Source organism: Bacillus cereus group sp. BfR-BA-01310 (genome assembly GCF_022664325.1).
Classification (GTDB): Bacteria; Bacillota; Bacilli; order Bacillales; family Bacillaceae_G; genus Bacillus_A; species Bacillus_A paramycoides.
Genome location: NZ_JAKUHD010000003.1, coordinates 25,290 through 46,311 on the forward strand (window position 1 = coordinate 25,290; position 21,022 = coordinate 46,311).

The following is a 21,022-nucleotide window of genomic DNA, read 5'->3' on the forward strand; positions in this document are numbered from 1 at the left end:
ATCCCGAGTCACTGAGGCAAGAGTATATTCTTGCAAAGAAGGGTGGTACCGCGAAATCTTTCGTCCCTTCAGCACATAGCTGGAGTGTGGGCGTAGGATTTTTTTATTTTATAAATGTTTTAAAAAAGGGGGCTTATAAGAAAAATGTCTTCAAAAACGGAAGAGAAACTGGTAACTGGTGCACAGCTATTGTTAGAAGCGCTAGAAAAGGAAGGAGTAGAAGTAATTTTCGGTTATCCGGGTGGTGCTGTTTTACCTCTATATGATGCACTTTATGATTGTGAGATTCCGCATATTTTAACGAGGCATGAACAAGGTGCGATTCACGCTGCTGAAGGATATGCAAGAATTACAGGAAATCCAGGAGTTGTAATTGCAACAAGTGGACCGGGCGCTACAAATGTTATTACGGGTCTAGCTGACGCGATGATTGATTCATTGCCACTTGTTGTATTTACAGGGCAAGTAGCAACAACGTTAATCGGAAGTGATGCTTTCCAAGAAGCGGATATTATGGGGCTTACGATGCCGGTGACAAAACATAATTATCAAGTGCGAAAAGCATCGGATTTACCTCGAATTATTAAAGAAGCATTTCACATCGCTAGAACAGGAAGACCGGGACCAGTCGTAATTGACCTTCCGAAAGATATGGTAGTAGAGCAAGGCGAGCGATGTAGCGACGTACAAATGGATTTACCAGGATACCAGCCTAATTACGAACCGAATCTACTACAAATAAACAAATTATTACAAGCGATTGAGACTTCAAAAAGGCCGTTAATTTTAGCTGGAGCAGGTGTATTGCATGCGAAAGCATCGAAAGAATTAACAAATTTTGCCCGTAAATATCATATTCCAGTTGTTCATACATTACTTGGTCTTGGTGGGTTTCCACCAGATGATGAACTATTTCTAGGGATGGGAGGAATGCACGGTACATACACCGCAAACATGGCGTTATATGAATGTGACTTACTTATTAATATAGGTGCAAGATTTGATGATCGTCTTACTGGGAATTTAACTTATTTTGCTAAAGAAGCGATTGTCGCGCATATAGATATTGATCCAGCGGAAATCGGGAAAAATGTTCCGACTGAAATTCCAATCGTTGCGAGTGCGAAGCAAGCATTAGAAGCTCTACTTAAATTTAAGGAAGGGGAAGTAAACCACAATGATTGGCTCACGCTATTAAATAGTAGAAAAGAAAAATATCCTTTTTCTTACAAAGAACATGCGGAACGTATTAAGCCTCAATATGCAATTGATATGCTATATGAAATTACGGAAGGGAAAGCGATTGTAACAACAGATGTTGGGCAACATCAAATGTGGGCAGCCCAATATTATCCGCTGAAAGATCCAGATAAATGGGTAACCTCGGGAGGATTAGGAACGATGGGCTTCGGGTTTCCGGCAGCAATTGGTGCACAAATCGCAAAGCCTGAAGAATTAGTTATTGCAATCGTCGGTGATGCTGGATTTCAAATGACGCTACAAGAACTTAGTGTATTAAAAGAGCATTCTTTACCAGTTAAAGTTTTTATTTTAAATAATGAAGCTTTAGGGATGGTAAGACAATGGCAAGATGAATTTTATAATGGGCGATATTCGCACTCTTTACTTTCGTGTCAACCAGATTTCGTTGCGCTTGCCAATGCTTATGGCATAAAAGGTGTTCGTATTGAAGACCCACTTTTTGCAAAGCAACAATTAGAGGAAGCGATTGAATTAAGAGAGCCAGTTGTAATTGATTGCCGCGTACTTCAATCCGAAAAGGTAATGCCGATGGTTGCCCCAGGAAAAGGCGTTCATCAAATGGAGGGAGTGGAAAAAAGGTGAAGAGAATTGTTACAGCGACAGTTCGAAATCAAAGCGGTGTGTTAAATCGAATTACAGGTGTTATGACACGAAGACATTTTAATATTGAAAGTATTTCGGTAGGCCATACGGAATCATCGGATATTTCGAGAATGACGATTGTTGTACACGTTGAGAGTGAACAGCAAGTTGAGCAGTTAATTAAACAACTTCATAAACAAATCGATGTACTGAAAGTATCAGATATTACAGAAGAAGCGATGATTGCTAGAGAACTTGCACTTATTAAAGTAGCAACTTCTGTCGCAAGAGCAGAATTATATAGTTTAATTGAACCATTTCGAGCCACTGTAATAGATGTTGGGAAGGATTCCATAGTGGTGCAAGTAACAGGTACTCAGGAGAAAGTAGAAGCGTTAATTGAATTACTTCGTCCATACGGTTTGAAAGAAATTGCAAGAACAGGTGTAACGGCTTTTACGCGCAGTATGAAAAAGCAAGATAAACAAGTTATGTTAATTCAATAATCATTTAAATATAGGGGGAAAAGAAAATGGCGAAAGTTTATTATGAAAAAGATGTAACGGTAAATGTATTAAAGGAAAAGAAAGTAGCAATCATCGGATACGGATCACAAGGTCATGCGCACGCGCAAAACTTACGTGATAACGGATTTGATGTAGTAGTTGGACTGAGAAAAGGAAAGTCATGGGATAAGGCGAAAGAAGATGGATTTTCTGTATATACAGTAGCGGAAGCAGCAGAAAAAGCGGATGTAGTAATGGTTCTACTACCTGATGAATTACAGCCAGAAGTATATGAAGCCGAAATTGCATCAAATTTACAGGCTGGAAATTCCCTCGTATTCGCACATGGCTTTAATGTTCACTTTGATCAAGTAAAACCGCCAGCTAATGTAGATGTATTTCTAGTAGCACCGAAAGGTCCGGGACATCTAGTACGTCGTACGTTTGTTGAAGGGGGAGCCGTTCCTGCATTATTTGCAGTATATCAAGATGCAACAGGAGTTGCGACTGAAAAGGCACTTTCATATGCAGATGGAATTGGGGCGACGAGAGCAGGTGTATTAGAAACAACGTTTAAAGAAGAAACAGAAACAGATCTATTTGGAGAGCAAGCTGTACTTTGCGGCGGAGTGACTGCACTTGTAAAAGCAGGGTTTGAAACGCTAGTTGACGCAGGATATCAGCCTGAACTTGCATATTTTGAATGTTTACATGAACTAAAACTAATTGTTGACCTTATGTATGAAGGCGGACTTGAAAATATGAGGTATTCAGTTTCAGATACAGCGCAGTGGGGTGACTTCGTATCGGGACCACGTGTCGTGACAGAGCATACGAAGAAAGCGATGGGGGAAGTGTTAGCAGAAATTCAAGATGGTACATTTGCAAGAGGGTGGATTGCCGAGCATAAAGCAGGAAGACCTCATTTCCAGGCGACAAATGAGAAAGAAAACGAACATCAAATCGAAGTAGTTGGGCGTAAATTACGTGAGATGATGCCATTTGTACAGCCGCGAGTAAAGGTAGGGATTAAATAATATGAAGCAAATTTTGTTCATGGATACGACGCTTCGTGATGGCGAACAATCACCTGGAGTTAATTTAAATGAACAAGAGAAGTTGCAAATTGCAAGGCAACTAGAGAAGCTTGGAATTAATGTAATGGAAGCTGGATTTGCAGCGGCTTCTGAAGGGGATTTTCAATCGGTAAAGCGTATCGCAAATACAATTCAAAATGCTACGGTTATGAGTTTAGCTAGAGCGAAGGAAAGCGATATTCGAAGAGCATATGAAGCAGTGAAAGGTGCTGTATCTCCTCGTTTACACGTGTTTTTAGCTACAAGTGATATTCATATGAAATATAAGCTTTGTATGTCAAAAGCAGATGTATTAGATAGTATTCATCGCTCGGTTATGCTCGGGAAATCATTATTTCCGACAGTACAATTTTCAGCAGAAGATGCGACAAGAACATCGAGGAACTTTCTAGCTGAAGCAGTAGAAGTTGCGATTAGAGCAGGAGCGAATGTAATCAATATTCCTGATACAGTTGGATATACGAATCCAGAAGAATATTATTCTCTCTTTAAATATTTACAAGAATCCGTTCCTTCTTATGAGAAAGCAATTTTCTCTTGTCATTGTCACGATGATCTTGGGATGGCAGTAGCGAATTCATTAGCTGCGGTTGAAGGCGGAGCGTTACAAGTAGAAGGAACCATTAATGGAATTGGAGAAAGAGCGGGGAATGCAGCTCTAGAAGAAGTCGCGGTTGCTCTCCATATTAGAAAAGATTTCTATGAAGCAGAGTCCTCTATGACGTTAAAAGAGATTAAAGCGACAAGTACATTAGTAAGTCGTTTAACAGGTATGGTTGTACCAAAAAATAAAGCGATTGTTGGAGCAAATGCATTCGCCCATGAGTCAGGTATTCATCAAGATGGTGTTTTAAAAGAAGTGACGACATATGAAATTATTGAACCGGCGCTTATAGGTGAATCTCAAAATCTATTTGTACTTGGAAAACATTCTGGACGTCACGCATTTACGGAAAAAATGAAAGAACTAGGCTATGAATTTACAAACGAAGAACGAGATGCGGTGTTTGAAGCATTTAAAAAATTAGCTGATCGAAAAAAGGAAATTACAGAAGAAGATTTGCGTGCGCTTATGCTTGGTGAAGCAGCATTTTCGGCGCAACAATATAGCATTACGCAATTGCAAGTACATTTCGTATCAAATAGTACCCAGTGCGCAACAGTTGTACTGAAAGATGAGGAAGGAAATATATACGAAGATGCAGCAACTGGTTCTGGAAGTATTGAAGCGATCTATAATGCAATTCAAAGAATTTTAGGGTTAGAATGTGCCTTAGCGGATTATCGCATACAATCTATTACGCAAGGTCAAGATGCACTTGCACATGTTCATGTTGAATTAAAAGAAGGAACTCATCAAGTATCAGGTTTTGGTGTTGCGCAAGACGTATTAGAAGCATCGGCGAGAGCGTATGTCCATGCGGCTGGAAAATTGAAATCTTTTATAACTGTTGTGAAATAAGTGTTTGATAGGTGAGGAATTCTTTCCCCACCTATCAAAATAAAGTTCTGAAAATTCTGTCAAAGGGGTGCTCAAATTGGAAAAACGTATCGTTTGTTTAGCTGGTGATGGTGTTGGTCCAGAAATTATGGAAAGCGCAAAAGAAGTATTGTATATGGTAGAGAGGTTATACGGTCATCGTTTTTATTTACAGGATGAGCACTTTGGCGGAGCTGCCATTGATTTAACTGGGCAACCATTACCACAACGAACACTTGCCGCTTGTTTAGCGAGTGATGCGGTTTTACTTGGAGCAGTTGGTGGACCGCGATGGGATAGTGCGAAAGAAAGGCCGGAGAAAGGACTATTAGCTTTAAGGAAAGGACTTGGTGTATTTGCAAATGTTCGCCCTGTAACGGTAGAAAGCTCAACTTCGCATTTATCACCATTAAAAAACGCTGATGAAATTGACTTCGTTGTCGTTCGTGAATTAACAGGTGGTATTTATTTTTCTTATCCGAAAGAGCGCACGGAAGAAGTAGCAACAGATACTCTTACGTATCATCGCCATGAAATTGAACGTATCGTTTCTTATGCTTTTCAATTAGCGAGTAAGAGAGAGAAAAAAGTAACGTCTATTGATAAGGCGAATGTTTTAGAATCTAGTAAATTATGGAGAACTGTTACGGAAGAAGTAGCTCTTCGTTATCCTCATGTTGAATTAGAGCACATTTTAGTAGATGCAGCTGCTATGGAGTTAATTCGGAACCCGAGGAGATTTGACGTTATCGTAACAGAAAATTTGTTTGGTGATATTTTAAGTGATGAAGCGTCTGTATTAGCAGGATCGCTAGGAATGCTTCCATCAGCGAGTCATGCGGAAAACGGACCGTCTTTATATGAACCTATTCACGGATCAGCACCAGATATTGCTGGAAAAAATAAAGCAAATCCAATTGCAATGATGCGTTCGGTTGCAATGATGCTTGGACAGTCGTTTGGATTAACAAGAGAAGGAAATGCGATTGAAGAGGCCATTTCTGCAGTTCTTCAAACTGGAAAATGTACAGCGGATATTGGCGGAGATGAGACGACAACTTCATTTACGAAGGCGGTTATTCAAGAAATGGAAGAGCAGGCGCTAGTAGGGAGAGGACGATAATGGGAAAAAGATTACTAGATAAGCTTTGGGAAAGACATGTAGTTGCAACAAATGAAAATGGATTGGATTTATTATATATCGATCTTCATCTCGTTCACGAAGTAACTTCACCGCAAGCCTTTGAAGGCTTGCGGCTTGCAAATCGAACTGTTCGGAGACCGGAATTAACGTTTGCAACGATGGATCATAATATTCCAACGAAAGATGTTTGGAATATTACCGATCGCATTGCGAAGCAGCAGTTGGATACACTTCGTGACAATTGTAAACAATTTCAGGTGCGATTAGCTGATATTGGTGATGAAGAGCAAGGAATCGTTCATGTTATCGGACCGGAGCTTGGACTCACACAGCCAGGGAAAACAATTGTTTGTGGTGATAGCCATACAGCAACCCACGGTGCTTTCGGTGCTTTAGCGTTTGGTATTGGTACGAGTGAAGTAGAGCATGTATTAGCAACGCAAACGTTGTGGCAACGAAAACCGAAAGCGATGGGGATTGAATTAAAAGGAAAGTTACCGAAAGGCGTTTATGCAAAGGATATTATTTTGCATCTTCTCTCAAAGTACGGTGTAGCGGTTGGAACAGGGTATGTAATGGAATTCTATGGAGAGACGATCCATGATATGGATATGGAAGAGCGAATGACACTTTGCAATATGGCAATTGAAGGAGGAGCGAAAGCAGGCATTATCGCACCGGATGAAAAAACATTTTCTTATGTAAAAGGGCGTAAGTATGCACCGAAAGACTATGAATCTTTCAAGAAAAAATGGTCGGAGCTTTATACAGATTCAGATGCGATTTATGATTTACATATTTCAATAGATGTTACGGATTTAGCGCCGTACGTCACTTGGGGAACAAATCCAAGTATGGGTGTTCGTATTGATGAAAAATTACCAGAAAAACAGGATGGAAATGATGAAAGAGCATTTTCTTATATGGGATTGAGCCCTGGACAAAGTACTTTTGAAATTCCTGTTAAGCATGTCTTTATTGGTTCTTGTACAAATTCACGTTTATCTGATTTAGAAATTGCCGCAGCTGTTGTAAAAGGGAGAAAAGTAAAAGAAGGTGTGCGAGCACTCGTTGTGCCTGGATCTAAAAGGATAAGAGAAGCGGCGATGCAAAAAGGATTACATCACATATTTGAAGAAGCTGGATTTGAATGGAGAGAGCCTGGATGTTCAATGTGTCTTGGGATGAATCCAGATCAAGTACCTGAAGGAGAACATTGTGCTTCTACTTCAAATCGTAACTTTGAAGGAAGACAAGGGAAGGGAGCGAGAACACATTTAGTAAGCCCAGCTATGGCAGCAGCGGCTGCATTATATGGGCATTTTGTTGATATTAGAAAGGAGAGTTATGATGGAGCCATTTCGTATTCATAAAGGTACGGTCGCTGTACTTATGAATGATAATATTGATACAGATCAAATTATTCCGAAGCAATACTTAAAGAGAATTGAAAGGACGGGATTTGGAAAGTATTTATTTGATGAGTGGCGTTACGATAATGAGCGTCATGAAAATCCTAATTTCCCCCTTAATGATCTAGACAGAAAAGGAGCAAGTATATTAATTACAGGTGATAATTTTGGATGTGGTTCTTCAAGAGAACATGCTCCTTGGGCGCTTGCTGATTACGGTTTCCGCGTTATTATCGCTGGAGGATTTGCAGATATTTTTTATATGAATTGTATGAAGAATGGTATGTTACCGATTGTAATGGATAAAGAGATGCGTGAACAACTTGCCAAAACGAATGCGAGAGATCAAATAGAAGTTGATTTAGAGAATGAAGTAATTACAACGAATACGCACAGGATTCATTTTACAATTGAGAAAATGTGGAAAGAAAAATTATTAAATGGTCTAGATGAAATTGCCATTACGATGCAATATGAACAAGAAATTGGAGAGTATGAAAGAAAAGTAGCTTCATATTAAGAAATAACGGAGTATTAAAAATGTATTTACATTCAGAATTATCTGTTATATACTATGTAAAAATCAGAGGAGAAAGGGAGTAAGTGTTATGAATACAATACAATCTATTAAAATGCTTACACAACTACATCATCATACATGAAACCCTTGAACCTAACGTGAAAACGTGTAGGTACAAGGGTTATTCCCGTTGTACCTACACTCTACTAAAAAGAGCCTTGTAGGTATTTTGTCTACAAGGCTCTTTTTATTTTCGGTTTGGGTGAATGGAATGGGCATATATTAAAGAGGGAAGGGTGTGTGAATTCAGATGACAAAGTGGAAGCGGGCAAATCCGAATGGAACGAGAGATTACTTATTCGAAGAATGTACGTTAATTGAAGAAGTGGAACAAAAATTAAGACGTACATTTTTAGAGAGAGGTTATGAAGAAATAAGGACACCTACAATTGAGTTTTACGATGTTTTTGCATTTCAAAACAGGCCGATAGATGAAGAAAAGATGTATAAGTTTTTTGATGAAAAAGGACGGATTATCGTTTTGCGCCCAGATATGACGATTCCTTTAGCAAGAGTAATTGGAACACAGAGAGGGGATATTCCTCTTAAAGTAACGTATAGCGGGAATGTATTTCGGGCGAATGAGTCTCTTACTGGGAAATATAATGAAATAGTGCAAAGTGGTATTGAAATTATCGGAATTGATAATGTAAGGGCTGAAATTGAATGTGTGATAAGCGTAATTCAAGCACTTCAAAAATTGAAGGTGCAATCTTTCACAATTGAGATTGGGCAAGTGCAGTTATATAAATGTATTGTAAAAAAGCTCTCCATTAATGATGAAGAAGAAAAGTCACTTAGGACGTATATTGAAAGTAAAAATTATGCCGCACTCTCACGTTTTATCGGAGAAAAGAAATTAAATCGGTGTGATGAAACAGTAAGATTACTTGAGAAATTACCAAGATTATTTGGGAATTTAGAAGTCATTGAGGAAGCGGAAAAACTTGCTTCAAGTAATGAAATGAAAAAGGCAATTGCAAGGGTGAAAGAAATGTATGAAACAATTGAAAAGTTAGGATATGGCTCTTACATATCAATTGATTTAGGTATGATTCAACATTTGGATTATTATACGGGTGTTATTTTCAAAGGGTATATATATGAAATTGGAGAAGAAATCGTTAGTGGCGGAAGATACGATGAGTTAATTAGCAATTTTGGAGAAATGATGCCAGCGGTGGGACTCGCGGTGCAAGTAAATCAAATTGTTAAGGCACTTCAAGAGCAGCAAAAACCATATAAACGAAAGCAAATAGATATTATGATTCATTATGAGTTAAATAGTTTAGCAGAAGCAGAAAGATTACGAAATTTACTTCAAAAGGACGGAAAGAAAGTGGAGTTATCTCTATTCTCTAATTTAAACGACAGTTTTCAATTTGCAAAAAAGAATAAAATAATGACGGTCGTTGAGACGAAGAGTGAGTCATTGGTGGAATATGTATGGAGAGAGAAATGGATCATCCAGAAAGAAGGGGAGGCTTCATGCGTAACATTCAAATTGCGTTAACGAAAGGTAGATTAGAAAAGCATGTTATTCCACTGTTTGAGAAAATTGGAATTGATTGTTCAGAGCTCAAAGATAAAGGAAGGAAACTGGTGTTTAAAAGTAAAAACACAAATATTTCATTTATTTTAGTGAAAGCGGTGGATGTTGCTACTTATGTGGAACATGGCGTAGCTGATATTGGAGTCGTTGGAAAAGATATTTTAATGGAATGTGAGAAAGATATATATGAGATGGTGGATTTAGGAGTAGGTGTGTGTAAATTTTGTGTCGCTTCTATTCCTACGTATAATCCGAAGAGTTACCGAAAGAAACGAATTGCTACGAAATATCCGCACATTACTTCCACTTATTTTCATGATAAAGGGGAGGATGTAGAAATTATTAAAATAGAAGGATCCGTAGAGATTGCTCCGCTTCTGGGATTGGCAGATGCGATTGTTGATATAGTTGAAACAGGAAAAACATTACAAGAAAACGGATTAATTGTATTTGAAGAAATGTGTTCTATATCAGCTCGGATGATTGTGAATAAGGCTGCGTTGAAAACTAAAAAAGACGAAATATTCAGCGTTATAAATAAGATGGAGCAAGAAATTTTGTCAGGGAAATAGGGGGACTTGAAATGGAGATAGTGTATGAAGATTTCCGAGAGGCGTTATCGAAAATAAAATTGCTACGAGAAAGCGCTAATATAATAGAAGAAACTGTTCAAAGAAGTGTAAGAGAAATTGTTCAAAACGTAAGGGAGAGTAAAGATGAGGGTGTATCGTTCTATACAAAAAAGTTTGATGGGGTAGAGATAAAAGATTTTCGTGTAAGTGAGCAAGAAATAAAACAAGCAAGTAAGTTTGTAGAACATTCTTTTTTAGAAGCGTTAAAAGAAGCGAAGAAAAACATTGTCTCGTATCACGAAAAGCAAAAAAGACAATCTATGTTCGATTGTGAAAGTGAAGGGGTAATTAGAGGGCAGCTCATTCGGCCGTTAGAAAATGTAGGTGTGTATGTGCCAGGTGGAACAGCTTCGTATCCTTCATCAGTATTAATGAATGTATTGCCAGCAAAACTCGCAGGTGTAAAAAAAATTGTAATGGTAACACCGCCGAGACAAGGAGGAATTGATCCGCATATATTAGCTGCTGCAAGCCTTGCAGGTGTAGATGAAATTTATATGGCCGGTGGTGCTCAAGCAATTGCTGCTCTAGCATACGGAACAGAATCGATTCCTAAAGTAGACAAAATAGTTGGGCCAGGGAATTTGTATGTCGCTCTAGCGAAGCGAGAAGTATACGGGATAGTAAATATAGATATGATTGCTGGACCGTCAGAAATTGTAGTTATAGCAGATGAAACAGGAAATGCCAATTATATTGCTGCAGATTTATTATCACAAGCAGAACATGACGAAAGGGCGACAGCTATTTGTATTACAACGAATATACAGCTTGCGAAAGAAGTAGAAAGAGAAATAGAAAGACAGTTAGAGACGTTGCCAAGAAGTGAAATCGCTCGTGAATCAATAAAAAGAAATGGAGCAATTTTTATTGTTCCTTCTTTAGAAGAGGCGTTTCAATTATCAAATGAAATTGCTCCAGAACATTTAGAGTTACATATAAAAGAGCCAATGAATGCTCTAGCTTATGTAAAGCATGCAGGATCAATTTTTCTTGGCCCATATGCACCTGAACCGCTCGGAGATTATTTGGCAGGACCGAATCACGTATTACCGACAAGTGGAACGGCAAGGTTCTTCTCTCCGTTATCTGTCGATGATTTTGTGAAAAAATCAAGCTTTATTTCTTATACGGAAGAAGCGTTAAAAAGTGTACAACATCATATTGTAGAACTCGCAAATAAAGAAGGTTTACATGCACACGCGAGAGCGATTCAAATTAGGTTTAAGGAGGAAGAATAATGCGCCAATCTAGTCAAGTACGTGAGACGACGGAAACGAAAATTAAATTAAGTTTGCAACTTGATGAAAGTACGAATGTTTCTGTGCAAACGGGAGTTGGATTTTTTGATCATATGCTAACTTTATTTGCAAGGCACGGAAGATTTGGTTTGCAAGTTGAAGCTGAAGGTGATGTATTCGTTGATGCTCATCATACAGTTGAAGATGTTGGAATTGTACTCGGAACTTGCTTGAAAGAAGCATTGCAAAATAAAGAGGGAATTAACAGGTACGGATCGGCATATGTGCCAATGGATGAGTCTTTAGGATTTGTCGCAATTGATATAAGCGGGCGCTCATATATTGTGTTTCAAGGTGAATTAACAAATCCGAAGCTTGGAGATTTTGACACAGAACTAACGGAAGAATTTTTTAGAGCAGTTGCCCATGCTGCAAATATTACATTACATGCTCGCATACTATATGGAAGCAATACACATCACAAAATTGAAGCTTTATTTAAAGCATTCGGTCGAGCGCTTAGAGAAGCAGTCGATAAAAATGACAAGATTACTGGCGTAAATTCAACGAAAGGAATGTTGTAATTGATTGCAATTATAGATTATGGAATGGGAAATATTCGCAGTGTGGAACAGGCATTAAAATATATTGGAGCAGAGTATATCGTAACGGATGATATAGAAGAAATATTGAGAAGTGATGGAGTTATTTTACCAGGAGTAGGTGCATTTCCGAAAGCGATGGACGTTTTAGAAAAAAAAGATTTAGTATATGTGCTAAAAGAAGTTGGAAGTTCAGGGAAACCGCTTCTGGGCATTTGCTTAGGAATGCAGCTTTTATTTGAAAAAAGTGAGGAACTACAAAACTGTAACGGATTAAATTTATTGCCAGGTGTCATCCGAAAGTTAAAAGTTCCTTATAAAATTCCACATATGGGGTGGAATGAATTAAAAAAAGAAGGAGAAATATCGCTTTGGAATGGAGTAGAGGACGGTTCTTTCGTATATTATGTTCACTCTTATTATGCAGATTGTCCAAATGAGATTGTATATGGCGCAAGTGAGTATGGAGTGAAAGTACCTGGTTTTGTAGCAAAAGGAAATATATTCGGTGCACAGTTTCATCCTGAAAAAAGTGGCGAAATTGGGATGCAAATGTTAAAAAATTTCAAAGAGGTGGTAGAAGCATGGAAATCTTCCCAGCTATCGATTTAAAAGAAGGACGATGCGTCAGGCTATATCAAGGAGAATTTAGTAAAGAAACGGTGATGAATGAAGATCCGGTTGCGCAAGCGATTGTATTTGAAAAACTTGGAGCGAAAATATTGCACATCGTTGATTTAGATGGAGCAATTGCTGGGGAAGCAGTAAATTTGCCTGTTATTGAAAAAATATGCAGGGCGGTACGTATTCCGGTGCAAGTTGGAGGGGGAGTTCGGTCACTTGCGGTGGTGGAGAAGCTATTATCAGTAGGTGTAGAAAAAGTGATTTTAGGGACTGCTGCACTGTATGATAAATCATTTTTAGAAGAAGCCGTTCGTCTATATAAAGAGAAAATTATTGTTGGAATTGATGCGAAAAATGGTTTCGTAGCAACGAGGGGTTGGTTAGATTTATCTGAAATTTCTTACATCGATTTAGCGAAGCAAATGGCAAGTTTAGGTGTTCAAACGATTGTGTTTACAGACATATCGAAAGACGGGACGCTTGCAGGACCAAATTTTGAACAATTAGAGTTACTGCAAAAAAATGTGGGCATTCGTGTAATTGCATCTGGAGGTGTAGCATCTATTCAAGATGTGAAAAGATTAAATGATATGAATATATATGGCGTCATCATTGGGAAGGCACTTTACGAGAAAACGATTGATTTAGAAGAAGTGTTAGAGGTTATAAAGTTATGTTAGCGAAACGAATTATTCCATGTCTAGATGTAAAAGAAGGTCGAGTAGTAAAGGGAGTGAATTTTATAGGATTACAAGACGTCGGTGATCCTGTTGAAATAGCAGCTTTATATAATGATGCGGGGGCAGATGAAATCGTATTTTTAGATATTACTGCGACGCATGAAGGGCGAAAAACGATTATAGATGTTGTAGAAAAAACTGCTTCAAAAGTATTTATTCCTCTTACAGTTGGCGGGGGGATTGCAAATGTTCAAGATATGTATAATCTTCTAAGAGCTGGAGCGGATAAAGTTTCAATTAACTCAGCTGCAGTGCGAAATCCAAAGCTAATCCAGGCAGGTGCAGAACATTTTGGATCGCAATGTATTGTCGTAGCAATCGATGCTAGAAAAGTAGCGGAAGATAAATGGAATGTATACGTAAATGGCGGAAGAATTGATACGGGAATGGATGCAATAGAATGGGCGAAGCGTGTCGTTAAGCTCGGAGCAGGAGAAATTTTGCTGACGAGTATGGATGCAGATGGAACAAAAAATGGATATGACCTTCGTTTAACAGAGGCAATTTCAAACAGCGTTTCCGTCCCAGTAATCGCATCAGGGGGATGTGGTCATGCGGATCACATTTTAGAAGTATTTCAAAAGACAACAGTTGATGCAGCATTAGCAGCATCAATCTTCCATTATGGTGAAGCGACTGTACAGGATGTAAAGAAAAGATTAAGAGAAGCAAACGTTGAGGTGCGGTTATGAAACCTAATTTTTCAAAAGGTTTAATACCGGTAGTTGTTATCGAGGAAGATACGAACGAAGTTTTAATGCTAGCTTATATGAATGAAGAAGCGTATGAAAAGACGCTGGAAACGAAAAGAACATGGTTTTATTCCCGCTCGAGACAATCGTTATGGAATAAAGGAGGAACATCGGGAAATGTCCAATATGTTCAATCCCTTTATTTAGATTGTGATCAAGATTCAATTGTTGTTGTTGTAAAGCAAGTAGGACCAGCTTGTCATACGGGAGAGAAAACGTGTTTTCACTACAAAATTATATAGGGGGATACATATGGAAGATATCTTTAAGTTATTATTTGAAACAATTGAAGAACGAAAGAAAAATCCACTTCCTGAATCATATACTAATTATTTATTTTCGAAAGGAGAAGATAAAATTTTAAAGAAAATTGGTGAGGAATGTGCCGAAGTAATCATTGCTTCTAAAAATAATGATAAAGAAGAACTAATAAAAGAAATGGTTGATGTGTTTTATCACTGTTTTGTTCTATTAGCTGAAAAAAATATTTCATTAGAAGATGTCATGCAAGAAGTGACAGAAAGAAATGGAAAGCTTTCAAGAGTAGGGGACCGAAGAGAAATAGATACATTATAAGGGGGAATATGGATGAAAGTGGACTACCACCTTCATTTAGAAGAAGGGCCGTATTCAATAGGTTGGCTTGCTAAAATAAATGAAGCACTACAATATTATGAACCACTTAAAGAAGAAAAGCATTCAATAGGCTGGCTTGTGAAAACACAAGAACGCCTGCAAAGACGTGTGAAGGAAGGTCCATTTACAACGAAATGGATTGATTTATATTTAGAAGAAGCTTTGCGAAAAGGTATAAAAGAAATTGGTATTGTCGATCACTTATACCGTTTTCATGAAGCGAAAGGATATTATGAAAAGTATGTAGATATTAGTGATTCTAAGCTTGGTCGTTTACAAAAAGAATGGTTAGATCAAGTAAGAGTAACGTCTATTTATGATTTTACAAAGGCGATTGAAGAGGCAAAAGAGCGATGGAGAAAACGAGGGATAACGCTCAAACTTGGAATTGAAGCAGATTATTTTATCGGTGGTGAACAAGAGTTAAAAGGCTTACTAGCATTAGCAGATTGGGATTATGTAATCGGCTCGGTCCATTTTATAGATGGATGGGGATTTGATAATCCAGATACGAAAGAGTATTTTGATACGCATGAGTTACATACTTTATATCATACGTTTTTCGCTACAGTTGAAAGTGCTGTTCGTTCCGAGCTTTTTGATATTATAGCTCACCTCGATAACATAAAAGTATTTAATTATCGATTGGATGAGAATGAACAGCTTTCTTATTATAAGGACATTGCTCGTGCGTTAGTGGAAACAAATACAGCAACAGAAATAAATGCGGGGTTGTACTATCGCTATCCAGTGCGCGAAATGTGTCCAAGTGCGCTTTATTTACAAGTATTAGCTAAGCATGGAGTTCCAATTACTCTATCCTCAGATGCCCATTATCCGAATGATTTAGGAAAGTATGTGGAAGAGAATATAAAGACATTACGCAATCATGATATTTCTCATATAGCTACATTCACGAAACGAGTAAGAACGATGAGAGTGCTTGAAGAAGAAGTAACAATTTCAAAATGAACCACGATTTTTTGATGAAAACCACCCTTTTTGTTCAAAATAAGAAGGAATGAAAAGGAGGGTGAAAAATGGCGAAACAACAAAATAAACAAAATGTTCAAGTGGCGGATCAAGCTTATACTTCTGAAACGAATAATACAGCTAACTCTGTTATTGAGGAACAAATTAGCGATACAGTTGCAGAAGGAACAATCGATGCGAAGCTTGGGAAAGAATCGCAAGAAAAAGCGTAAGAAGAGAGGAGAGAAAGATCTCCTCTTTTCTTATGGGAAAAAGTGTCGATTTTCAAAACTATAATCAAATTCCTTGGTTTTTATATGTGGATTTCTTACAATAAAATATAAGAGATATCTTATTTTATATAGAAGAGGTGTTAGTAGTGGCGAAAATATTAGTGGCAGGAAATATTCCAGAAATCGGATTAGAATTATTAAAAAATCATGATGTAGAAATGTATAATAAAGAAGAATTAATTAGTGTAGAAGAGTTAGCGGAACGTGTAAAAGATAAAGATGCACTTTTAAGCTTACTTTCTACGAAGGTAACGAAAGAGGTTATTGATGCAGCACCAAACTTGAAAATTATTGCAAACTATGGCGCGGGTTACGATAATATTGATTACACATATGCTGGAGAAAAGGGGATTGCTGTTACAAATACACCGAAAGTATCTACAGAGGCAACAGCGGAGTTAACATTTGCAATTCTTTTAGCTGCAGCAAGACGAATTCCTGAAGGGGATACATTATGTCGTACAACTGGATTTAATGGTTGGGCACCACTATTTTTCTTAGGCCGAGAAGTATATGGTAAAACAATTGGAATTATTGGTCTTGGAGAAATTGGGAAAGCAGTAGCAAAACGTGCGAAAGCATTTGGAATGAATGTTTTATATACGGGGCCAAATCGTAAGCCTGAAGCTGAGAATGAGCTAGAAGCGACATATGTAACGTTAGAAGAACTATTACAAACAGCAGATTTTATTACAATTAACTGTGCGTATAATCCAAAGCTGCATCATATGATTGATAAAGAACAATTTAAAATGATGAAGAAAACAGCGTATATCGTAAATGCTGCACGTGGTCCAATTATGAATGAATCTGCACTTGCGCATGCACTAGAAACAAATGAGATAGAAGGTGCAGCTCTCGATGTATTCGAATTTGAACCGAAAATTACAGAGAAATTAAAAGGATTGAAAAACGTAGTACTTACTCCTCATGTAGGAAATGCAACATTTGAAACGCGTGATGCGATGGCTGAAATGGCAGTTAGAAATATTTTAGCTGTATTAAAAGAGGAAGAACCTGTAACACCTGTAAATCAAAAAGTTTTAGTTGAAAAATAAAAAGAAACCTTCCGAATTCGGAAGGTTTTTCTTATTTTTCTTTATTTGCTTTTTTAGACGGTCTTTGTCTAATAAATTGAGATAGCATATACAAAATATATAGTGGAATGGCAATGAATAAGAAAACAGAAAAATTACCAAAACCTGTTTGGTACATTGTGATAATGATGCCAACTAAAAATAGTGTAATAATTATGCTATATCGTGGAATTGGTACATCTTTTAAACTTGGGATACGAATGCGGCTCACCATTAAAAATGCGAACGTTACAAATACTGTAATAAGAACGATTTTTGGAATGGTATGTGAAAATAATGTTAAGAAGGCGACAAGCCCTCCTGCTGCAGTAATCGGAACTCCAGTGAAATATTTCATAGAAGTAGAAGATGGTGTTACATTAAATCGTGCTAAGCGATATGCTCCGAACAGAGGGAATAATCCCGCTATGTATAGTCCAATGATTCCGTAGTTGGAAAAAGACGTGTAATACATTAAAACAGCAGGTGCTGCACCAAATGTTACAACATCCGCGAGTGAATCAAGCTCTTTTCCCATTTGTGAATCAACGCGTAATAAACGAGCAACACGACCATCAAGACTATCTAACATCATCCCGATAAGTACTAAAATAGCAGCTGATTTATAATATCCTAAAGATGCATAGCCGATTGATAAAAATCCGCTATATAAATTTCCGAGCGTAAATAAGTTTGGAATAGCTGCTCTATACAAAATCTGATCCCTTGCTTTCTGTTATAAATTCTTAATTAGTGTATGAAAGTTTACTTATTTTATCATACCATAAATTTCTTCCCCGTACGAAAGAAATTCCCAATTTGTGAAAGATTTGAAGCGTAAGAAAAAAAGAAGCAACTTTTCATAAAGTTGCTTCTCACCTTATTCGAATTTTGTTGTCATCGTTCCAGTTTTATATCGATTGTTAGGATCAAATCGTAATAAATCTCCATAAATCAGTTTGTCGGAGAATTTTAATTCTGTTTTGGCTTTTTCGATATATGGCTGGCATAGTGCTATGTCAGCCTCTTCACCTGAGCTTCTTTTGTAGCATATATTTTTTGTATAAACATAATCTTCTGTTACAAAGCTACCATCGCGCATTACCATAAGTGGATCCTTTTCTTTTATAAATAAGTCAGTTCCAAATTCAATTGATTGATTTGTTTTAATACCAAGTAAATGAAGAAGCGTTGGTTTAATATCAATTTGTCCTGATACTTTAGAAATGACTTTTCCTTCTTGACCAGGTACATGAATGATGAGAGGGACGCGTTGTAATTGCATAGAATCAAACGGTGTAATAGCGTCTTTCCCAAGGAATTGAGCCATAGCTGCATTATGGTTTTCAGAAATACCATAATGATCACCATAAATGACAATAACGGAATTATCGTATAACCCTTCTTCTTTCAATTGATTAATGAATAATTTAAGAGCTTCATCCGTGTAGCGGACCGTTGGGAAATAGCGGTTTAGAACACCGCTTTCCGAATTAAACTCATCAACATATTTATCTTCTGGACTTAGAATAAATGGAAAATGATTTGTTAAAGTAATAAATTTTGTATAGAACGGTTGCGGTAAAGATTTTAACTTTGGAATAGATTGTTCAAAGAACTCTTTATCTTTTAATCCCCAACCGACAGACATTTGTTCAGTGCCTACGTAATCATTTAAATTAAAATAACGATCATATCCAAGTGCAGGATACATTACATCACGATTCCAAAATGTTTTATCGTTTGAATGGAACACCGCAGAATAATAACCGTATTTTTTTAATTGCTCTGGTGTCGCGGTATATTCATTGTTAGCATGAGTAAAGAATACAGAGCCACGGTCTAATGGATAAAGGGAGTTTTCCACGATAAATTCAGCATCAGAAGTTTTACCTTGTCCCGTTTGATGATAGAAGTTATCGAAGTAAAAACTATCTTTTATAAACTGATTTAAAAATGGAGTAATCTCTTTCCCATTTATTTTTTTATTAATAACAAAACTTTGTGTAGATTCCATTGAAATTAAAATTACATTTTTACCTTTTGCAGCTCCGAATAAGTTTTTATCAACTTGCTTATCTTTTGCGTCTACGTAGTTTTTAATTTCTGAAAATCCATCTCCGCTTGCAAATACACGTTCAGCCGAAGATTTGGATTGAAGTGTAATATCAAATAGATGATATGTGTATAAACCTAAATTTTTCACGACAGTTTGACGATCAAATGAGCGTGAGAACATTTGTGGTTTATAAATAACTGAAACAACAATTTGCAGTGCTAATAGCGCTGTTACACCACTAAAGAAAGTTCGCTTCTCAGAACGAGAAAGTGGCGTTGTATCACAAAATGATGGGAATTTACGTGAAATAAACATTAAAATAATTGCATCTGCAAATAAAAGTAATGTTTTGTACGTAAAGAGCTCTTTAATGCTCGTTCCTAAGTCAGCCATATTATTTGTTTGGAATAAAACAGGGAATGTAACAAAATCGTTATAGAACCCGTAAAACATTGCATTTCCAAATAAAATAAATGACAGTATAAAACTAATACCAATAATAATTCGATTTCGGTACTTAGATGCAAGTAAAGCTAAACCGAAAAATAAAAGTAATGAAGCTAGTGGATTAATAAAAAGCATAAATTCTTCAAAGAAGTTATCAATTTTAATATCAAATGCTAGCTTGTACACAATATATGTTTTAATCCATAATAAAACGACTGCAACGAGTGCAAATCGTAATTTTGGAAACAGATGTTGTAGCATAATATACTCCTCTCCTGAAAGCATGACAGTTCTTGTGAAGTTAATTGAAGTTATCCTCACTTTATATATACGAACAGTCCTTTATTATTATGATTATTATACTATGAGTATCATTATACGAAAATAAAAGAGGATTGTGGGCTTTTTTTGCAACAATTGAGTAGAAAAAGGGAAGTGGGAGACAATAAAATGGAATTTCTATGTATGATTATTATCATTTGCTAAACATAGAAAGTATTGCGTAATGATGCGGAGGTTATAATGCGAAATTTATTATACGTTATAGTATGCAGTAGTTTTATGTTTTTTGCTTCACCGAATGTATCAGTAGCACAATATGATGCGCCGCTCATGGAAGATGCGCTTTATTCTGTTTTATTTCCAAAAATAAATAGAGCGATTGAAAAACAGTATGGGGGCTTGAAACCATATGAGTGTCCGAGAATTATTAGTTTAAAAAAAATGTATAGTGGTACATATTTATTTCAAGCAGTTATCGAAGTAACGAAATATGAACGAGTTGGTGGGAAAATTGCTCCGCCATTTGAAAAAGTAACAATTACGTTTAATAATGAGGAAGGCGAATGGGAAGTAACAAAGGTTGTAGTAAAACGTTTACCAAATGACACCAAATTAAACTGTAAAAAAACAATTTGAAAAATTGTTTGACAAATAAAATGTTCCTTTGGTATTGTTAATAGCAACATTAGATGTTTGAAAATTAAATAGACTTACCTCATCTACTCTCAAAGGTAGAGGCCGCGATAGGAAAGAGTAAGCTATGGGAGATTTAGTGGAATCTGTGATCATAGGTTGAAAGGGACTATTGCCGAAATATAAGAATGACCACGTTATTCATATATTGGGACTGCATTGAATAAATGTAGTACTGTCATAAGATTTATTTTATGGAGAGCTATTTGGAGATGTTGATGCGGTTTCTTATTTGAGAAGATAACAACTCGTTTATTTTTTCAATATATATTTTTCCTAATAAGAAACGCGTGTGAACATTGTTCCGCGCGTTTTTTGTCTATCTAAAAGCGTGCTGCAATGAATAGAAGATTGGGG

Annotated in this window: 22 protein-coding genes, 1 riboswitch and 1 other annotated feature (1 of these 24 running past the window's edge); of the genes, 20 read left to right on the forward strand and 2 right to left on the reverse strand. The window is 36.9% G+C overall.

Translation table 11 applies throughout. The features are described 5' to 3' along the window. Positions 1-71 (forward strand) — a binding site (T-box leader); it begins 158 nt to the left of the window's first position. 73 nt (positions 72-144) lie between these two features. The 19 genes from ilvB (at position 145) to MR109_RS08240 (ending at position 17,166) form a co-directional block, all read left to right on the forward strand. Further along, on the forward strand, positions 145-1,845 hold the full coding sequence (ilvB, locus tag MR109_RS08150; protein WP_242271712.1) for an acetolactate synthase large subunit: 1,701 nt from the start codon (positions 145-147) through the stop codon (positions 1,843-1,845). Beyond that, positions 1,842-2,351, forward strand: coding sequence for an acetolactate synthase small subunit (ilvN, locus tag MR109_RS08155; protein WP_048370559.1), 510 nt, complete (start codon positions 1,842-1,844; stop codon positions 2,349-2,351). Before ilvB ends, ilvN begins: the two co-directional genes overlap by 4 nt. A 26-nt stretch (positions 2,352-2,377) precedes the next feature. Then, positions 2,378-3,388 carry a ketol-acid reductoisomerase gene (gene ilvC, locus MR109_RS08160; RefSeq protein ID WP_025147312.1) on the forward strand — a complete coding sequence of 337 codons (1,011 nt, stop codon included), beginning with the start codon at positions 2,378-2,380 and terminating at the stop codon, positions 3,386-3,388. 1 nt (position 3,389) lies between these two features. Beyond that, on the forward strand, positions 3,390-4,910 hold the full coding sequence (gene leuA / locus MR109_RS08165; RefSeq protein ID WP_242271714.1) for a 2-isopropylmalate synthase: 1,521 nt from the start codon (positions 3,390-3,392) through the stop codon (positions 4,908-4,910). A 76-nt stretch (positions 4,911-4,986) separates the two neighbouring features. Then, positions 4,987-6,051, forward strand: coding sequence for a 3-isopropylmalate dehydrogenase (gene leuB / locus MR109_RS08170; RefSeq protein WP_002171054.1), 1,065 nt, complete (start codon positions 4,987-4,989; stop codon positions 6,049-6,051). Beyond that, on the forward strand, positions 6,051-7,445 hold the full coding sequence (gene leuC, locus MR109_RS08175) for a 3-isopropylmalate dehydratase large subunit (RefSeq protein WP_098304319.1): 1,395 nt from the start codon (positions 6,051-6,053) through the stop codon (positions 7,443-7,445). The genes leuB and leuC overlap by 1 nt, the downstream gene beginning before the upstream one ends. Next, the gene (leuD, locus tag MR109_RS08180; protein ID WP_242271716.1) at positions 7,423-8,004 is read left to right on the forward strand and encodes a 3-isopropylmalate dehydratase small subunit; all 582 of its coding nucleotides are present in this window, start codon (positions 7,423-7,425) and stop codon (positions 8,002-8,004) included. Before leuC ends, leuD begins: the two co-directional genes overlap by 23 nt. Positions 8,005-8,314: 310 nt before the next feature. Further along, positions 8,315-9,577, forward strand: coding sequence for an ATP phosphoribosyltransferase regulatory subunit (locus tag MR109_RS08185; RefSeq protein WP_242271718.1), 1,263 nt, complete (start codon positions 8,315-8,317; stop codon positions 9,575-9,577). Then, positions 9,553-10,188 (forward strand): ATP phosphoribosyltransferase, encoded by a 636-nt coding sequence (hisG, locus tag MR109_RS08190; RefSeq protein WP_025147307.1) that lies wholly within the window; start codon positions 9,553-9,555, stop codon positions 10,186-10,188. The genes MR109_RS08185 and hisG overlap by 25 nt, the downstream gene beginning before the upstream one ends. Before the next feature lie 11 nt (positions 10,189-10,199). Further along, the gene (gene hisD, locus MR109_RS08195) at positions 10,200-11,489 is read left to right on the forward strand and encodes a histidinol dehydrogenase (protein ID WP_098789153.1); all 1,290 of its coding nucleotides are present in this window, start codon (positions 10,200-10,202) and stop codon (positions 11,487-11,489) included. Further along, positions 11,489-12,073, forward strand: a complete 585-nt coding sequence (gene hisB, locus MR109_RS08200) for an imidazoleglycerol-phosphate dehydratase HisB (protein ID WP_025147305.1) — start codon at positions 11,489-11,491, stop codon at positions 12,071-12,073. Before hisD ends, hisB begins: the two co-directional genes overlap by 1 nt. Then, entirely contained in the window at positions 12,074-12,703 is a 630-nt protein-coding gene (gene hisH, locus MR109_RS08205) for an imidazole glycerol phosphate synthase subunit HisH (protein WP_071721243.1), read from the forward strand. Continuing rightward, a complete protein-coding gene (gene hisA, locus MR109_RS08210; protein WP_242271720.1) occupies positions 12,676-13,395 on the forward strand; it encodes a 1-(5-phosphoribosyl)-5-[(5-phosphoribosylamino)methylideneamino]imidazole-4-carboxamide isomerase in 720 nt (239 codons plus the stop codon). Before hisH ends, hisA begins: the two co-directional genes overlap by 28 nt. After that, complete coding sequence (hisF, locus tag MR109_RS08215) at positions 13,389-14,147, forward strand: imidazole glycerol phosphate synthase subunit HisF (RefSeq protein ID WP_098304322.1); 759 nt, start codon at positions 13,389-13,391, stop codon at positions 14,145-14,147. Before hisA ends, hisF begins: the two co-directional genes overlap by 7 nt. Continuing rightward, complete coding sequence (gene hisI, locus MR109_RS08220) at positions 14,144-14,449, forward strand: phosphoribosyl-AMP cyclohydrolase (protein ID WP_002171064.1); 306 nt, start codon at positions 14,144-14,146, stop codon at positions 14,447-14,449. Before hisF ends, hisI begins: the two co-directional genes overlap by 4 nt. A 10-nt stretch (positions 14,450-14,459) precedes the next feature. Then, positions 14,460-14,783, forward strand: a complete 324-nt coding sequence (gene hisE / locus MR109_RS08225) for a phosphoribosyl-ATP diphosphatase (RefSeq protein WP_002171065.1) — start codon at positions 14,460-14,462, stop codon at positions 14,781-14,783. 12 nt (positions 14,784-14,795) lie between these two features. After that, entirely contained in the window at positions 14,796-15,815 is a 1,020-nt protein-coding gene (locus MR109_RS08230) for a histidinol phosphate phosphatase domain-containing protein (protein WP_048370537.1), read from the forward strand. Between the two features lie 68 nt (positions 15,816-15,883). Then, complete coding sequence (locus MR109_RS08235; RefSeq protein ID WP_053081327.1) at positions 15,884-16,048, forward strand: YozQ family protein; 165 nt, start codon at positions 15,884-15,886, stop codon at positions 16,046-16,048. Positions 16,049-16,185: 137 nt separating this feature from the next. Further along, complete coding sequence (locus MR109_RS08240; protein ID WP_242271722.1) at positions 16,186-17,166, forward strand: 2-hydroxyacid dehydrogenase family protein; 981 nt, start codon at positions 16,186-16,188, stop codon at positions 17,164-17,166. A gap of 31 nt (positions 17,167-17,197) precedes the next feature. Here MR109_RS08240 and pssA read toward each other — a convergent pair whose 3' ends face one another. Further along, on the reverse strand, positions 17,198-17,899 hold the full coding sequence (gene pssA, locus MR109_RS08245; protein ID WP_000285417.1) for a CDP-diacylglycerol--serine O-phosphatidyltransferase: 702 nt from the start codon (positions 17,897-17,899) through the stop codon (positions 17,198-17,200). Between the two features lie 165 nt (positions 17,900-18,064). Beyond that, positions 18,065-19,951, reverse strand: coding sequence for an LTA synthase family protein (locus MR109_RS08250; RefSeq protein ID WP_098472937.1), 1,887 nt, complete (start codon positions 19,949-19,951; stop codon positions 18,065-18,067). 261 nt (positions 19,952-20,212) lie between these two features. Here MR109_RS08250 and MR109_RS08255 point away from each other — a divergent pair, with 261 nt between their 5' ends. Further along, positions 20,213-20,608 (forward strand): DUF3888 domain-containing protein, encoded by a 396-nt coding sequence (locus MR109_RS08255; protein WP_048370530.1) that lies wholly within the window; start codon positions 20,213-20,215, stop codon positions 20,606-20,608. Positions 20,609-20,696: 88 nt separating this feature from the next. Continuing rightward, a riboswitch (Lysine riboswitch) is annotated at positions 20,697-20,878 on the forward strand. Positions 20,879-21,022 lie beyond the last annotated feature (144 nt).

What these genes read in the sequence shown, in the direction of transcription:
- ilvB (WP_242271712.1), top strand. Translation starts at nt 145, where the DNA reads ATGTCTTCAAAAACGGAAGAGAAACTGGTAACTGGTGCACAGCTATTG.
- ilvC (WP_025147312.1), top strand. Translation starts at nt 2,378, where the DNA reads ATGGCGAAAGTTTATTATGAAAAAGATGTAACGGTAAATGTATTAAAG.
- leuA (WP_242271714.1), top strand. Translation starts at nt 3,390, where the DNA reads ATGAAGCAAATTTTGTTCATGGATACGACGCTTCGTGATGGCGAACAA.
- leuC (WP_098304319.1), top strand. Translation starts at nt 6,051, where the DNA reads ATGGGAAAAAGATTACTAGATAAGCTTTGGGAAAGACATGTAGTTGCA.
- leuD (WP_242271716.1), top strand. Translation starts at nt 7,423, where the DNA reads ATGGAGCCATTTCGTATTCATAAAGGTACGGTCGCTGTACTTATGAAT.
- MR109_RS08185 (WP_242271718.1), top strand. Translation starts at nt 8,315, where the DNA reads ATGACAAAGTGGAAGCGGGCAAATCCGAATGGAACGAGAGATTACTTA.
- hisG (WP_025147307.1), top strand. Translation starts at nt 9,553, where the DNA reads ATGCGTAACATTCAAATTGCGTTAACGAAAGGTAGATTAGAAAAGCAT.
- hisD (WP_098789153.1), top strand. Translation starts at nt 10,200, where the DNA reads ATGGAGATAGTGTATGAAGATTTCCGAGAGGCGTTATCGAAAATAAAA.
- hisB (WP_025147305.1), top strand. Translation starts at nt 11,489, where the DNA reads ATGCGCCAATCTAGTCAAGTACGTGAGACGACGGAAACGAAAATTAAA.
- hisA (WP_242271720.1), top strand. Translation starts at nt 12,676, where the DNA reads ATGGAAATCTTCCCAGCTATCGATTTAAAAGAAGGACGATGCGTCAGG.
- hisF (WP_098304322.1), top strand. Translation starts at nt 13,389, where the DNA reads ATGTTAGCGAAACGAATTATTCCATGTCTAGATGTAAAAGAAGGTCGA.
- hisI (WP_002171064.1), top strand. Translation starts at nt 14,144, where the DNA reads ATGAAACCTAATTTTTCAAAAGGTTTAATACCGGTAGTTGTTATCGAG.
- hisE (WP_002171065.1), top strand. Translation starts at nt 14,460, where the DNA reads ATGGAAGATATCTTTAAGTTATTATTTGAAACAATTGAAGAACGAAAG.
- MR109_RS08230 (WP_048370537.1), top strand. Translation starts at nt 14,796, where the DNA reads ATGAAAGTGGACTACCACCTTCATTTAGAAGAAGGGCCGTATTCAATA.
- MR109_RS08235 (WP_053081327.1), top strand. Translation starts at nt 15,884, where the DNA reads ATGGCGAAACAACAAAATAAACAAAATGTTCAAGTGGCGGATCAAGCT.
- MR109_RS08250 (WP_098472937.1), bottom strand. Translation starts at nt 19,951, where the DNA reads ATGCTACAACATCTGTTTCCAAAATTACGATTTGCACTCGTTGCAGTC.
- MR109_RS08255 (WP_048370530.1), top strand. Translation starts at nt 20,213, where the DNA reads ATGCGAAATTTATTATACGTTATAGTATGCAGTAGTTTTATGTTTTTT.